The 14,736-nt window shown below is 71.5% G+C and carries 14 protein-coding genes and 1 pseudogene; 11 read left to right on the forward strand and 4 right to left on the reverse strand.

Annotated features, from left to right (window positions below; genetic code table 11):
- The first annotated feature begins 200 nt into the window (after positions 1 to 200).
- The 9 genes from ACSP50_RS34715 to ACSP50_RS34755 all read left to right on the forward strand — a co-directional run bounded on the left by ACSP50_RS34715 (position 201) and on the right by ACSP50_RS34755 (position 8,106).
- Complete coding sequence (locus ACSP50_RS34715) at positions 201 to 878, forward strand: sigma-70 family RNA polymerase sigma factor (RefSeq protein WP_014693996.1); 678 nt, start codon at positions 201 to 203, stop codon at positions 876 to 878.
- Complete coding sequence (locus tag ACSP50_RS34720) at positions 875 to 1,651, forward strand: zf-HC2 domain-containing protein (RefSeq protein ID WP_014693997.1); 777 nt, start codon at positions 875 to 877, stop codon at positions 1,649 to 1,651. Before ACSP50_RS34715 ends, ACSP50_RS34720 begins: the two co-directional genes overlap by 4 nt.
- A gap of 204 nt (positions 1,652 to 1,855) precedes the next feature.
- On the forward strand, positions 1,856 to 2,533 hold the full coding sequence (locus ACSP50_RS34725; protein WP_043516161.1) for a lipoprotein: 678 nt from the start codon (positions 1,856 to 1,858) through the stop codon (positions 2,531 to 2,533).
- Positions 2,534 to 2,550: 17 nt separating this feature from the next.
- Positions 2,551 to 3,309: a DUF4142 domain-containing protein gene (locus ACSP50_RS34730; protein ID WP_014693999.1), complete on the forward strand. Its 759-nt coding sequence runs from the start codon at positions 2,551 to 2,553 to the stop codon at positions 3,307 to 3,309.
- Between the two features lie 26 nt (positions 3,310 to 3,335).
- Positions 3,336 to 4,589, forward strand: coding sequence for a hypothetical protein (locus ACSP50_RS34735; protein ID WP_014694000.1), 1,254 nt, complete (start codon positions 3,336 to 3,338; stop codon positions 4,587 to 4,589).
- A 205-nt stretch (positions 4,590 to 4,794) separates the two neighbouring features.
- Positions 4,795 to 5,763, forward strand: coding sequence for a DNA-3-methyladenine glycosylase (locus ACSP50_RS34740; protein WP_014694001.1), 969 nt, complete (start codon positions 4,795 to 4,797; stop codon positions 5,761 to 5,763).
- An 82-nt stretch (positions 5,764 to 5,845) separates the two neighbouring features.
- A complete protein-coding gene (locus ACSP50_RS34745) occupies positions 5,846 to 6,742 on the forward strand; it encodes a diacylglycerol kinase family protein (protein WP_014694002.1) in 897 nt (298 codons plus the stop codon).
- A gap of 120 nt (positions 6,743 to 6,862) precedes the next feature.
- Entirely contained in the window at positions 6,863 to 7,081 is a 219-nt protein-coding gene (locus ACSP50_RS34750; protein WP_014694003.1) for a hypothetical protein, read from the forward strand.
- 500 nt (positions 7,082 to 7,581) lie between these two features.
- The gene (locus ACSP50_RS34755; protein ID WP_014694004.1) at positions 7,582 to 8,106 is read left to right on the forward strand and encodes a nucleotidyltransferase domain-containing protein; all 525 of its coding nucleotides are present in this window, start codon (positions 7,582 to 7,584) and stop codon (positions 8,104 to 8,106) included.
- 453 nt (positions 8,107 to 8,559) lie between these two features.
- Here the strand turns inward: ACSP50_RS34755 and ACSP50_RS34760 are convergent, their stop codons facing one another.
- Complete coding sequence (locus tag ACSP50_RS34760) at positions 8,560 to 9,666, reverse strand: MBL fold metallo-hydrolase (protein WP_014694005.1); 1,107 nt, start codon at positions 9,664 to 9,666, stop codon at positions 8,560 to 8,562.
- Positions 9,667 to 9,941: 275 nt separating this feature from the next.
- Between ACSP50_RS34760 and ACSP50_RS34765 the strand changes: the two genes are divergently transcribed.
- On the forward strand, positions 9,942 to 10,460 hold the full coding sequence (locus ACSP50_RS34765; RefSeq protein WP_369793973.1) for a hypothetical protein: 519 nt from the start codon (positions 9,942 to 9,944) through the stop codon (positions 10,458 to 10,460).
- A gap of 10 nt (positions 10,461 to 10,470) precedes the next feature.
- A complete protein-coding gene (locus ACSP50_RS34770; protein ID WP_014694007.1) occupies positions 10,471 to 11,937 on the forward strand; it encodes a deoxyguanosinetriphosphate triphosphohydrolase family protein in 1,467 nt (488 codons plus the stop codon).
- Between the two features lie 3 nt (positions 11,938 to 11,940).
- Here ACSP50_RS34770 and ACSP50_RS34775 read toward each other — a convergent pair whose 3' ends face one another.
- From ACSP50_RS34775 to ACSP50_RS34785, 3 genes and pseudogenes are all read right to left on the reverse strand, one after another.
- Entirely contained in the window at positions 11,941 to 12,549 is a 609-nt protein-coding gene (locus ACSP50_RS34775; protein WP_369793974.1) for a TetR/AcrR family transcriptional regulator, read from the reverse strand.
- A pseudogene (locus ACSP50_RS34780) lies at positions 12,507 to 13,826 on the reverse strand (isoprenylcysteine carboxylmethyltransferase family protein). The gene ACSP50_RS34775 and the pseudogene ACSP50_RS34780 overlap by 43 nt, the downstream one beginning before the upstream one ends.
- Positions 13,823 to 14,704 (reverse strand): hypothetical protein, encoded by an 882-nt coding sequence (locus ACSP50_RS34785; protein WP_014694010.1) that lies wholly within the window; start codon positions 14,702 to 14,704, stop codon positions 13,823 to 13,825. Before ACSP50_RS34785 ends, ACSP50_RS34780 begins: the two are co-directional and overlap by 4 nt.
- Between the last annotated feature and the right edge of the window lie 32 nt (positions 14,705 to 14,736).

Here is a 14,736-nt window from a genome sequence, read left to right on the forward strand (position 1 = left end):
ATCATTCCGCCTTACCGGCGTCGTGAATCGGCGTGGATCAATCCCCCATGACCTGCGCCCCGGTGCGCCATCATGTTCGTCACCACTTGCGGAGGACCCTTGAGACCGAGTGTCCCGGAAAATCTCGCGCCGGCTTTGATCCCGGCCGGGCCCCCCAGCCGTATCTCAGGCGACGGGGAAGGGTCCGGGCGGAGGTATCGATGCATGCGGTGGCCGAGGATCGGCTCACGCCGGAGAGGGTGCGTGTGATGGCGCGACACTCCGGGAGCAGGTGGCAGGCGATTGACGGAGGCCGTGGTGCACAGGATGACGGTTCGGTGATCCCCCGCCAGACGGCCCGCCACGAGGCGCCGGCCAGCGGCCCCAGCCACGAGGACACGCTGGTCAAGCTGCTGTACGAGGAGCACGCGGGACCGCTGCTGATGTTCGTGCTGCGGCTGACCGGCGGTGACCGGCAGCGCGCCGAGGACATCGTGCAGGAGACCCTGCTGCGGGCCTGGCGCAACGCGCACCGGCTCGGTGCGCAGGGCCAGCAGTCCCTGCGGCCGTGGCTGGTCACGGTGGCCCGCCGGATCGCGATCGACGAGCACCGCAGCGCGAACGCGCGCCCCGCGGAGACGTACGACCGCGAGCTGGAGAGCTTCCCGAGCACCGCGGACGACACCGACCGCGTGCTGCAGTCGATGACCGTGTCGGATGCCCTCCGGCAGCTGAGCAACTCCCACCGGGAGATCCTGATCGAGACCTACTTCCGGGGGCGGACCGTGCCCGAGGCGGCCGAGGCGCTCAACCTTCCGCTGGGTACGGCGAAGTCCCGCGTGTATTACGCTCTGCGTGCGCTGCGTACCGCTCTGCAGCAGCGGGGGGTGACGGAATGACACAGGAAGACCACTACGACGTCGCGTCATACGCCCTGGGCGTGCTCGACGAGCGCGACGCCGCCCGGTTCGAGGACCACCTGATCGAGTGCCCGCAGTGCGCCCTCGAGCTGGAGTCCTTCGTCCAGGTGGCCGACGTGCTGGCCGATGTGGACGCGGAGGCCCTGCTGGCCGCCGAGAAGTCGGAGCAGGACGGCCTGCTGCTGAACAAGATGATCCGCGAGGTCCGGTCGGACCGGCAGCGGGCCAACAGCCGGCGGCTCTACTCGCTGGCCGCCGCCGTGGTCATCTTCGCCATGCTCTCCATCGGCGCACTCTTCGCCGGCGGCAAGTGGCTCGGCTCGGACACGTCGAAGAACCCGGCGACCACCGCGCAGCGCGGCAGCGACCAGCTCGACCCGCTGCCGGACAGCAACGGCCTCGGCATCGGCGGCACCGCACTGCCGGGCGAGAACCACAGCAGTGCAGACTCGCGCACCAACGTGCGGGGGGCGGTCGGCCTGGAGACCAAGGACTGGGGCACGCAGATCTCCTTCGCGGTCAGCAACCTCAAGGGCCCGAAGACGTGCGCACTGACCATCGTGCACCGCGACGGCACCTCGGAGCGGGTGGCCACCTGGACGATCGGCGCCAAGGGCTGGGGCACCGCCGCCAACCCGGCCCCGCTGATGCTGCAGGCGGTCACCGGCACCCCGCGCGACGACATCGCCCACGTGCAGGTGCAGGAACTGACCCCCGGTGGCGGTTCCGAGACTCTGGTGAGCATTCTGTAATCGTCTCGACACGAAGGGCCCGGCCGCATCGGCCGGGCCCTTTTTTACGTGCGCGACGCCCGGATGGTTCAAGCAAAAATTCCCGAATTTGATCGACCCGAATATTCAACCGCTGCCGCGCCGGTCGCGTACTACAGCGCGGAAAAGGCTACGGGTTGTCGATCAGCTGGAGGAAGCCCAGTGGTACCGGAGAAGCGGAAGTTGATGGTCACCGGCGTGGCGCTGGCGGCACTCGTGGCACTGCCCGGTTGCGCTCCGGCCGGCTACAACGCGGCCGACTACGGCAACGCGGCCCAGCCCGCCGCGGCCGACGTGGCCGCGACCCCGGGCGCCGCGTCGACCGCCGGTGCGGTCGACCCGAACGTCGCCGGGACCGCTGAGGCGACCGCGCCCCCGGCCCCGGCCGACTCCGGCGCCGGCGCCGCCGGCAAGCCGGTCGCCGACAAGCAGGTGACCAAGTCGCTCACCGGCACCTCGGTCGCCCGGATGGGTCAGGTCGTGGAGAACCAGAACGGTTTCGTTCTGTACCGCTTCGACGACGACGGCCACGACCCGGCCAAGTCCAACTGCAACGGCGACTGCGCCAAGGTGTGGCCGCCGGCGCTGACCAACGACGGCAAGCCGACCCTCAAGGACGTCGACGCCAAACTGGTCGGCACGGTCACCCGGGCGGACGGCACCAAGCAGCTGACCCTCGCCGGTTGGCCGCTCTACCACTACGTCGGGGACAAGAAGCCGGGGCAGTGGAAGGGCCAGAACGTCAACGGCAAGTGGTTCGTGGTCACGCCGACCGGTACCAAGAACCTCACCTGCCTCCCCAAGATCTCGAAGCCGGTGGCGCCGCCCTCCGGCAGCGATTCCGCCGGCGACTACAGCTACTGAAAGCGATGGGTACGAGGATGAAGTCCTGGTTGGTGGGTGCAACGACCGTGGTGCTGGCGTTCATGCTGACGCCGGCCGGGGCCGCGCACGCCGACGACGGAGTTCCGGTGCCGCCGAACACCGGGCTCACCGACACCGCGAAAGGCACGGTCAGTGCCGCGGACAAAGACTTCGTGATCAAGGTGCGGCTGGCCGGCCTCTGGGAGATCCCGGCCGGCAACATGGCCCAGGAGAAGTCGGACGACCCGAACATCGTCAAGATCGGCAAGTCGATCTCGGCGCAGCACGTCGTCCTGGACGAGCTGGACCGGGCCGTCGCCAAGAAGCTCGGCATCGACCTGCCCAACCAGCCCAACGGCGACCAGCAGGGCTGGCTCGCCGAGATGCGCAACGCCTCGGGCGGCCAGTTCAACCAGATCTACGTCGACCGGCTGCGCGCCGCGCACGGCAAGATCTTTCCGGCGATCGCCACGATCCGCGCGTCGACCCGCAACGACAGCGTCCGCAAGCTCGCCCAGCAGGCCAACCAGTTCGTCATGACGCACATGACCCTGCTGGAGAGCAGCGGCATCGTCGACTACGGTGCGCTGCCCACCGCGGCCGCCCCGGTCGCTCCCGGGCAGAAGGGCCCGGTGCCGATCGACAACCAGATGATCGCCGCCGCCGGCAACGGTGGTGGAGTACCGGGTCTCAGCAACACCGTAGTCCTGCTCGTCCTGGCTGCCGCGCTGGTGGTCGGCGTGATCACCACGATGCGCATCTTCCGTTCGCGGTAGCCCCCGAGAGAGAAAAGGTGTCACCCATGCGAAGGTCAAAGTACCGGCGCGCCACTGGACCCACATGGTTCAGCGGACGCCGCCGGATCATCGCCGTGGCGGCCACGCTGGCGGCGTTCGGCGGCATCGTGACGGTTACGCAGATCTCGAGCGCCAGCACCAACCCCAACACCAAGTCCGCGCTCGCCGCCTGCGACAACCTCAAGGCGGGTGGGCAGACCAAGTTGTCGACCAACACCCGCCGCGACACGTACACCACCGACAACGGCACGGTCACCCAGCATCCGGACGACGGGTCGGCCGATGTGGCGACGACGGCGCAGGTGCGGGCCCGGTGCCGCGACTGGGTGATGAAGAACGTCGGCAACAACCAGAACAACCGGCGCCGCGGGAACAACAACAACGGCGCCGGTCAGAACACCGGCGGTCAGAACACCGGCGGTCAGAACACCGGCGGTCAGAACACCGGCGGCGGCCAGAACAACGGCGCCGGCGCGCCGGCGAGCCAGGCGGCCAGCGCGCCGGCCACCAACGCCGGCGGCCAGAACAACAACAACGGCGGCGGCCAGAACAACAACGGCGGCGGCGGCCAGAACAACAACGGCGGTCAGAACAACAACAACGGCGGCGCCCAGAACAACAACGGCGGTCAGAACAACAACAACGGCGGCGCCCAGAACAACGGTGGCCAGAACAACGGTGGCAACAACGGTGCCACCACCCCGCCGCCCGGTGCCGGCCTCGGCATCCTCACCAACAGCTGCGCGACCAGCAACCTGCCCGCCCACGACGGCTTCCAGAAGGGCGACCGCTGCGTCAGCACCGAGTTCGGTGAGGTCGGCTCGGCGGCCAACAACCCGTCGCTGCTGATCACCCAGGCGCCCCGCGTGGTCAACCGGAACACCGCCTTCACCCTCAAGGTCAGCACCCGCAACCTGATCCGCGACCGCTTCCTGGCCGCCGGCCAGGGCGGTTACTACGTCGAGTCCAGCGTGCTGCAGAACGGCATCGTCCGCGGCCACTTCCACACCGCCTGCCGGATGCTCGCCAACACCAACGAGGCGCCCGCGCCGGACCCGGTGCCGGCGTTCTTCGTCGCCACCGAGGACAGCAAGGGCGGCCGCACCCCGGACACGGTGACCATCCAGGTCCCGGGCCTGCCGACGGGCGGCACCGCGCAGTGCGCCTCGTGGGCCGGTGACGGCTCGCACCGGATCCCGATGATGGAGCGTGCCAACCAGACCCCCGCCTTCGACGTGGTCCGCGTCCGGGTCCGCTGACCCGTGCAGTAGCTCGCGGAGCACAGTCGCTCCGGCGGGTCCGAACCGGAGGCGCGCGTTCCCACCGCGTACCGCCGGACCCCCCTTCGGGCCCGCCGGCCGTCCTTCCCCCTGCCGGACGTGACATGCGACTGCCCGGCCTCCACCCGGGGCATTGCTCCGCACCCGGGTGATCGAGCCTTCTCGGGTGTTCGATCACCGTCCGATGGCCCTGACCCCCGCACCGGGGACAGGGCCATCGGCTTTTCTGTGGCACAGTTTCGAGGTGACCTCTGCGCTGACCCGGCGCCTGACACCGCCCGAGCGGTATCAGTTCGGCGCGTCGGTGCGCCCGCTGCTGGTGCCGAAACACGATCCGTGCGGCGCGATCCGCGACGGCGCGTTCTGGCTCGCCTTCCGCGGCCCGGCCGGTGCCGCGACCCTCTGCCTGACCAGGGCGGCCGGTGAGCTGCTGGCCACCGGGTACGGGCCGGGCGCCGAGTGGGTGCTCGACCGCGCCGACGCCGTCGCCGGCCTGCGCGACGACGTCACCGGCTTTCCCGAGCTGGCCCGGCGGCATCCGGTGGTGGCGAAACTGGCCGGCACGTTCACCGGGGTGCGGATGCCGGCCACCGGGCAGATCTTCCCCCGGCTGCTGCGCGCCATCCTGGAGCAGAAGGTCACCGGCACCGAGGCCCATCGGTCGTACCGGGCGATCTGCCGGCATTTCGGTGAGCCCGCGCCCGGCCCGGCCGGGCTGGTGCTGCCGCCCGATCCCGCGATGATCGCCGGCACGGCGTACTGGGAGTTCCACCGGCACGGCGTCGAGCAGCGCCGCACCCAGGCCCTGCTGCGCGCCGCCGCGGTCGCCGAGCGGCTGGAGCGGTGCGCCGATCCGGCCGAGGCCACCCGGCGAATGACGGCGCTCCCGCAGATCGGCCCGTGGACGGCCGCCGAGGTGGTCCGCACGGTGTTCGGCGACCCGGACGCGGTCAGCGTCGGCGACTACCACATCCCCAACACGGTGGCGTACGCGCTGGCCGGCGAGCCGCGCGGCACCGACGAGCGGATGCTGGAGCTGCTCGAGCCGTTCCGCGGCCACCGGGGGCGGGTCTGCGACCTGCTCGCCCTGGGCGGATTGATGGCCCCGCGGTACGGGCCGCGGATGCCGGTGCGGTCGTTCGCGCGCTTCTGAAACCGGTTAGTGGATCACGGCGGGCGGGCATACCGCTGCGGCCGGTGAATGGAAGAGCTCCGGTTCGGGTAACGGCGGCGACATGCGAACCCCCCGCACGATCGCCGTCGTTGCCCATCAGAACAAGACCCTGGGCGGCGGGCTGGACGAGCTACGCCGCCGTCTCACCGACCACGACATCAAGAAACTGCTGTGGTACGAGGTCCCGAAGAGCCGCAAAGCCCCGAAGCAGGTCCGCAAGGCGCTCCGGGAGAAACCGGACCTGCTGGTCGTCTGGGGCGGTGACGGGATGGTGCAGCGCACCCTGGACGTGGTCGCCGGCTCGGACACCCCGGTCGCGATCATGCCGGCCGGCACCGGCAACCTGCTGGCCGGCAACCTCGGCATCCCGACCGACATGGAACGCGCCGTGGAGATCGCCTTCGAGGGCGACCGCAAGCGTCTCGACCTCGGCAAGGTCGACGGCGAGCACTTCGCGGTGATGGCCGGCGTCGGCTTCGACGGCGCGATGATCAAGGACGCCGACGGTGCCCTGAAGGACCGGTTCGGCAAACTGGCGTACGTCTGGACCGGCATCCGCCACGTCGACGGCGACGCCCCGCGCACCACCATCAAGATCGACGGCACCGCCTGGTTCGACGACACGGCCAGCTGCGTCCTGATCGGCAACGTCGGCACGATCACCGGCGGTATCCACGCCTTCGACGACGCCTCCCCCACCGACGGCTGGCTGGACGTCGGCGTCGCCACCGCCCAGGGCGCCCTGCAATGGGCCCGCGCCCTCGGCACGATGGCGGTGAAGCGGTCGGACAGCTCTCCGTTCGTCCGCACCACCCGGGCCCGCAAGATCGACGTCAAGCTGGAGTCGAAGCTCGAATACGAGCTCGACGGCGGCGCCCGCTCCCGCACCAAGCGGTTCTCCGCCTCGATCGTCCCGGCCGCGGTCCAGGTCTGCGTACCGGCTGTGACCGATAACTGACAGTGTGGTTCGTCGTCGGCCGCCGCCTTTTCGCCACTATTTGCCCGAGAATCCTCTGGATTGCGGCGGCCGACGCGCCCCAGACTGGCGGTTCACCCACCGCCACTCCGGGAGCCCATCATGATCACTCGCCTGCTCGGCGCCCTGCTGGCCGCCGTAGCCGTCCCGTTCCTCGCCTACCGCGCCGGCCGCACCCACGCCGCCTGGCAGGACGCCCGCTCCACCCGCCGCTCGCTGCGCCAGGACCGCCGCACCGCCTGGGCACACACCGCCCGATTAGCCGCCGGCGCGCTCGTCCTGCTCGCCGGCCTGACCGCCGCCGCCCTCGGCCTCTTCTGAAAACCCTCAACCCCGATTGCCGCGTACGCGGTCAGCCCCCCGCATTCGCCTCGCGCCCCGCCACGCCGCACCGTTGTGGCCGGCCTGCGGGACCACGTCGCCACCGGGCCGCGATGGACCGAGGTCCCGGCGGCGATCGCCGCCGCGTGGCCGCGCGAGACGTGGGACGATCCGTACCCGATCGCCCGCCGCCGCACCGCTGAACGCGCGACATCCGGATCGCCCAGCTGCGACGAGCCCGCCACCGTTCCGGGCTGTCCACCCGCGCCCTCCCGTTCTTCCCCGCCCGCAGCCCACCCCCGGCCGCGCCGACACCACCGTGCGCCGCGATCCACCGCGCTGCCTGCTCCCCGCGATCCTTCGGGGCGGACGGTCCGTCGGGAACCGGGCCCGCAGGCGTGGGCCGAACGGGGGATGTTCCGGACGATAAGGCGGGCGGTTACCCTTCCTGCGCGAAAACGTCGATGCGCAAAGCGGACACAGGAGTGGTGGGAGGGACGATGGCCGGTCGACACGTCTCCACGGCCGCGGACGTCGTCGCGCTGTTCGACGCGCTGGACGTGCACCGGGTGCAGGCCTGCCTCGGCGGTGGGTGGGCTGTCGACGCCCTGCTCGGCGAACAGACCCGCGAGCATTCCGACATCGACCTGTGGTTGCCGGCCACCCACCTGGAGTGGGCGTTCCGCGCCTTCGCCGCCCTGGGCGTCGACCGTCTGTTCCCCACCCCCGGCGACCGCCCCTGGAACTTCGTTCTCCACGACGGCGACCGCCGCAAAATCGACCTGCACCTGTACGAGACCCGCCCGGACGGCCGGCTGCACTACGGCTCCGCCCTGACCGGCGAACCCTTCCCCGCCGCCGCCCTCTCCGGCCGCGGCGAGATCATCGGCCGCCCAGTCCGCTGCGAAGCCCCCGTCTGGGCCGTCACCTGGCACACCGGCTATCCACCCCGAGCCGCCGACCGCCACGACGTCCCCCTCCTCTGCGCCCGCTTCGGCATCCCCCTCCCCGAGACCTTCGCCTGACCACCACCCGCCACTCGGCACACCTCCGACGCCGGCATCGGCCCTTGGATTCCTGAACATCCCGGGCGTAACGGCAAGGTTGGGCGGGATCCACTCCGTCATGGCAGCGTCCGGGAAGGCCGGTATCGGTCGCGCCGTGCTGCCGGCCAGATCGGCTCCGGGGCAGCTTGGTGGATCGGAGGGTTTCCCCGGGCACCCGCGGATGTAGCGCTGGAGGGCTGAGCGCTCTGGACGCGTAGCGGCCAGCTCAGCCCGGAGGCGCCCTCGGCGGGAGCGGCGATCGGTTATCGGCCGCAGCGCACGACATCAGGAACTTGATCGTGAATTTCCCGCACCGCGCCCCGGCGCGGACCGCGCAGGCGGGGCACACCGCGACCGGAGTGCCGACCGCCGGCCAGCCGCGAACGACCGACCGTCGACAGCGAGCCGGCAGCGGGCGGTGAGCCGCGCTGGTCAGGCGATCTGCTGCCACCAGCCGTCGACCGGGGGCGGGTTGTCGACGTCGACGCGTTCGCCGGGGCGGGGGATGGCCAGTTTGACGCCGCGGGCCTTGGCTTCGGCCCAGGTGCGGTCGGCGGGTTCGGACCAGTCGTGGAGAGCGAGATTGAAGGTGGCCCAGTGGACCGGGATCATCAGGCCGCCGCGAACGTCGGCGTGGACGGCGACGCCGTCCTCCGGGAACATGTGGATGTCGGGCCAGGCGTCGCCGTAGGCGCCGACCTGCACGAGGGTGACGTCGAACGGGCCGTGTTCGGCGCCGATCTCGGCGAAGCCGGGGAAATAGCCGGTGTCGCCGGAGTAGAAGGCGCGGCGGGTCGGGCCCTTCAGCACCCAGCTGGCCCAGAGGGTCTCGTCGCGGTTGAGGCCACGGCCGGAGAAGTGCCGGGCCGGGGTGGCGATCACCTCCAGGGTGCCGATCCGGTGGGACTCGTTCCAGTCGAGTTCGACGATGCGGGACTCGGGGACGCCCCAGCGCTCCAGGTGGGCGCCGACGCCGAGGGGGACCAGGAACGGGGCGGCCTGCAGGTCGACCAGGTGCTGGATGCTGGTCATGTCCAGGTGGTCGTAGTGGTCGTGGGAGATCACGATCGCGTCGAGTGGGGGGAGCTCGCGCAACGGGGCGGGGGGCTGGTGCAGGCGGCGGGGGCCGGTGAGGCGGGACGGGGAGCAGCGGTCGCTCCAGACCGGGTCGAGCAGGACCCGGCGGCCCTCGATCTCGACCAGGGCGGACGAGTGGCCGTACCAGGTGACGTGCAGGCCGTCGGCCGGGGCCGGGGCGGTGGGCGGGGTGACCACCGGGACCGGCAGGTGCGGGCGGCGGGCGTCACGGTCGGTCATCGCGGCGACGAACAGGCGCGGCATCGACGCGGCCGTGACCTCGGTGGCCGGGACCGTGTTGCGGAATCTGCCGCCGGAGAACTGCGGGGAGGACTCCATCCGCATGCGGCGGGCGCCGCTCGCTCTCGCGCCGATCTGCGCGGGCAGGTCGCGGGCGGCCCAGACCGCCGCGGCGCCGAGCGCCAGAGCCACCACCGTACGGGTACGAACACGCTTCGCCATGCGCCCAGTCTGACCCGATCGGGCGGCCGATGCCCACCGGGTAGCTGAGGTGCTCCTCAGCAACGAGGGACCAACGCGGCCAGCGGGCGAACGGGAGCCGGCGCGGCGGCCGCGGGAGAGATGCCGGAGCGGCGGTCGGACATGCGCTGATTTGCCTGGCAGGGTCGTCCTGAAGGCCGGTATGCCGCGGATGACGGGTATGGCACACTGCCGCGGTGACGATCGATATCCTCCAGGCGCAGTCGCAGTTGATCGTGCGCCAGCGCATTCGTTTGATGGTGAACCAGTACGAGGTCCACGCGGTGACCCCGGACGGGCAGGAAGCCGGCATCCTCGCCTTCGCGCAGCAGAAGCGGCTGGCGTTCAAGGAGCAGGTGACCCTGTACACCGATGACACCAAGCAGGTGCCGGTGCTGGGCTTCAAGGCCCGCCAGGTGATCGACCTGGGCGCCACCTACGACGTGTTCGACGCGGCCGGCGTGGTGATCGGCCTGTTCCGCAAGAAGTTCGGCGCGTCACTGCTGCGCTCGACCTGGGTGCTGGAGCAGCCGGGCTGGCCGGAGATCGTCGGCCAGGAGCGGAACGCGTTCGTGGCGATCCTGCGCCGTTTCGTGGACTCGCTGTCCTGGCTGCCGTACCACTTCGACTTCGTGGTCGACGGCCGGCCGGCGTTCTCGGTGGAGCGCAAGTGGGGCCTGCGGGACACCTACCGGGTCGCGATCCACGAGCCGAACCTGGACCGTCGCCTGGTGGCCGCGATGGCCGTCGCGTTGGACGCGCTGCAGTCCCGGTAATCTCCCCGGGATGGACGATCCGCGCGCCCAGCGACTTTTCGGCGACAGCACGGTTGCCCCCGGCGATCTGGCTTTCAGCCCGTTCCGTGTCGACCGGGACCGGATCGTCAGCTCCCCGTTCTTCGCCCGCCTCGCCGGGGTCACCCAGGTGATCAGCCCCGGCGGGGCCGGGCTGCTGGTGCACAACCGGCTCACCCACAGTTTGAAGGTCGCGCAGGTGGCCCGGGCGATCGCCGAGCGGATCGGGGCCGCCGAGCCGGATCTGGCGGAGAAGCTGGGCGGCTGTGACCCGGATGTGGTGGAGGCCGCCGCGCTCGCCCACGATCTGGGGCACCCGCCGTTCGGGCATCTGGGTGAGCGGGTGCTGGACAGGCTGGCCCGGCAGCGGCTGGGCCTGCCGGACGGTTTCGAGGGCAATGCCCAGTCGTATCGGATCGTGACCAGCACCGAGATCCGCGGGCAGGCCACGATCGGGTTGAACCTGACGAACGCCACCCGGGCGGCGATCCTGAAGTATCCGTGGACCCGGCACGACTATCCGGAGCCGCACCCCCGGTTCATGGATCCGCCGCCGCGCGGGGCGGCCGCCCACCCGGAGGAGCCGGCGGGTGGTTCGACGAAGTTCAGCGCCTATTCGACCGAGGTCGGCGATGTGCGGGCGGCCCGGGCGCCGTTCGCCGGGCGGGTGGCGGACTGGCAGCAGACGGTCGAGGCGTCGGTGATGGACACGGCCGACGACATCGCGTACGCCATCCATGACCTGGAAGATGTGCATCGGGTCGGCGTGTTGCAGCAGGGTGCGGTCGCCACCGAGTTGATGGCGTGGCAGCGGTGGGGCGCCGAGACGGACCTGCGCCGGGCCGGCGGGGCGATCGAGTCGCTGCGCCGCAGCCTGCACCGCAAGGAGGGCTGGATCGCCGACGACGACGCGTTCGCCGGCGCGGTGGAGTTGGTCCGGGCCGAGCTGGTGGACGGGCTGCTGGCCCAGCCGTTCGACGGGTCGGTGCAGGCCGAGGCGCGGGTGGCGGCGTTCTCGGCGACCTGGACCCGGCGGCTGGTCGACTCGGTGGAGTTGACCGAGCAGGCCGCGGTGCGCAGCGGGCACGTGCAGCTGTCCGTGGCGCAGTGGCACGAGGTGCAGGTGCTCAAGTTCGTGCAGAACAGGTTCGTGCTGGCCCGTCCCGACCTGGCGCTGCACCAGCGCGGGCAGGGTCGGCTGCTGTCCTCGCTGGTGGAGGCGTTGCTGGCCTGGCTGACCGATCCGGACGAGGCGGACCGGCTGCCGCGGCGGCTGCGGGATCTGGTCGAGCTGGCCGAGTCGGAGCTGCCGGCGGACACCCCGCAGCGGATCGGTCGGGCCCGCGGGCGCGCGGTGGTCGACTTCGTGGCCGGGCTGACCGACGGGCAGGCGGTGGGGCTGATGGAGGCGCTGTCCGGTCGCTCGCGGCAGCTCTGGACGGACGCCTTCGTCCTGTGAGTCCTACTTTTTGCCGGCTTTTTTGATCCGGGACCGCAGCACCCGGGTGGCCAGCGGACCCAGTTCGTCCATCACCTCGACCAACACGGCGAGCTGGTCGATCGCCTCCATGGCCCGGTGCCCGCCGGCCGGGTCGATGCCCTCGAAGAGTTCCAGCCCGACGAATGCCGACGAGATCGCCTGGGCCAGCCCGGGCACGTCGGCGACCTCGGCGATCGGCGAGCCGGCCAGCACCCGGCGCAGCACCTTCTCGATCTCGTCGGTCCACAGCTGGAAGGTGGCCCGGATCGGCTCGGCCAGCCGCTCGTTGGTCTGCGCCGCGGCCAGCGTCTGCGCCAGCACCGACACGTTGCCCTGGGCCAGTTCGGTGGTGTGCAGGTCGCGGCCGACCTCCAGCAGTTCGCGCAGCGTGGTGACCGCGGCGAACCGGTCGGCGTAGAGCGCCACCCGCGCCTCGGTGGCCTGCCGGCAGGCCGCGCCGAGCAGTTCGTCGACCGAGCCGTAGTGGTAGAAGACCAGGGCCTGGTTGACGCCGGCCGCGGCGGCGATGGTGCGGGCCGAGGTCCCGGTCACGCCGTGGTCGCGGACCGCGGCCAGGGCGCCGTCGAGCAGCCGTTGTTTGGTGTCGCTCACCGTTGTCCTCCGGCGGGGTGGGGTGGGGCGATCTGGGCGTCGGTGATCAGCTGGGCGAGCGCGGTCACCGCCGGCAGGCGCAGGAACCATCCGGCGTACGCCCAGCCGATGCCGAGATGATCGAACGCGGCGGCGACCGCCGCCACACCCTCGGCGGAGTAGCCGTCGTCCGCGGCGTACCGCGCTCGCCACAGCGTCGTCGGGTGGGTGGCGGCGGGCACGACAGCCAACCGTACGGGCGCGCGCCGGAGCAGGAAGTCCCGGGTCGCCGCGCACGGGCCGCAGTCGTCGTCGATGAAGATCGAAGCAGAGGCGATGGCGCTGTACGGGCGTCCGCGTGGCCGCCAGTCGACGACCTCACGTCGGTACGCCCGCCACCCCTCCCCGTGCCGTTCGCCGAGGTCACCGTGCTCGTGGGGCGCCGCGACCGCGGTCGAGAAGGCGACCGCGCCGAGCGTGGCGGCGCCCAGCGCCAGGCTGTGCGTGGCCCCGGCCAGCAGGGCCAGCTCGGCGACCATGCTCAGCTGCATCGGGTTGGCGACGTACGCGTACGGCCCGGTGGTGACCAGCCGCACCGGCGGATCCCAGGGGAACGGGGTGCCGCCGCCGCGCACCGCGAACTCCCGCACGGCGGCGACCGCGGGCACCCCGAGCAGCGCCGCCACCTGGGCCAGAACGGTCAGCGTGGAGCGGGGCAGGGCGACCAGGTGATTCCAGCCCCCGTCGCCGAGGGTGAAGACGACGGTCGGCAGCAGCCAGAGGATCAGCCCGGTGAACAGGATCATCTGCAGGATGACGCGCGGCTGCAGGTGCCGGCCGGTGGCCGTCCAGCGCCCGAGCAGCTGCGCCGGCAGGGCGATCAGGATCAGCCCGAGCGCCTCGCCGAGCAGCCAGTGCGGGCCGAGGTGCAGCAGCGGTTCCAGGCGCGGCATCGTGATCAGGTCGAGCCAGAGCAGAACGGCAAGAGCATATTGCGGCCGTACGTGTCGATGCAGCAGCGTGGGGACCGGACCCCACAGGGTGGCCCAGCCCAGCCACAGGTCGACCGGCATCCCGCGGTAGGCGCCGTCGGCCGGGGCGAACCGCCACCAGCCGGACGCCGTGGCCACCTCGTGCAGGACGGCGATCCCGAGGGCGGTGGTCAGGAACGCGAGGAATGCACCGGCGCGGTCTTGGCGGCTCGCCTTCGGATACCGCCCGGCCGCGAGCAGGGCCGCGGCGGGCAGCAGCAGCGACGCGTACCGGACGAGGGTCATCGCAGCGACAGCATGTCGAGGAGGTGCTCGGCGCCGGCGTGCATCAGGCCGTCCTGCAGCGGGCCGAAATACCAGCTCGGGTCGAGGCCGCGGCGGTAGTCGACGCGCAGCGTGATCGAGGTGCCGGCCGGGACGGTGTGCCAGGTCAGGGTGGCGTCGCGCATCCCGACCCAGCGGCCGGTGATCGAGGTGTCCTCGATGACGCTCCAGGTGACCCGGGCCGGCCCGGCATCGGTGACCCGGGTGACGATGTCGCCGCCGGGGCCGTGCGAGCTGCCGTGGTAGACGAAGGTCCAGCGGTCGCCGGGGGCCAGGCCGTCGCCGTGCACGTGCTCGGGCACCGGGACGTCGAGCAGGCGCAGCGGCAGCGAGCGGGTGGCTGTCGGCTGCGGGCCGGCCTCCAGGACGGCGCGGACCTGGTCGGGTGCGAGGGCGACCACGCGGGTGACCTCGACCGACTGGTCCGGGTGGATCCGGAGGTCGCCGCTGGTCCCCTCCGCACTGCCGACCAGCAGGAGGGGCAGCGGCAGCAGCGCATACAGGTGGTTGCCGCGCCGTTTCGACATCCGGACCAGCCCGGTGACGCCGTGCGCGACCAGGTAGACCAGCGGTGCGGCGAGCACCACGCAGATCGCCCCCTCATGCAGCTGCACGGCGCAGACCAGCAGGGCGACCGTGGTGAAGCGGAAGACCGTGCCGTGGGTGGTGCCGGTCGGATACAGCGCCACCAGCACAGCCAGCACGGTCGGAAAAGCCACGAAGAGCAACGCGCTGTCCTGCCGCCCGGATTGCACGGCGGTGAAGAAGGCCCCCACCCCCAACACCGCGATCAGGCCGACGAACAGGAGGTTCGCCCTGGTGAAGCGTGAGTCTTCCATGATCTTCCCTTCCCGTTGAGAGCGGCCGCCCC

It is taken from the genome of Actinoplanes sp. SE50/110 (assembly GCF_900119315.1).
Taxonomy (GTDB): Bacteria; Actinomycetota; Actinomycetes; order Mycobacteriales; family Micromonosporaceae; genus Actinoplanes.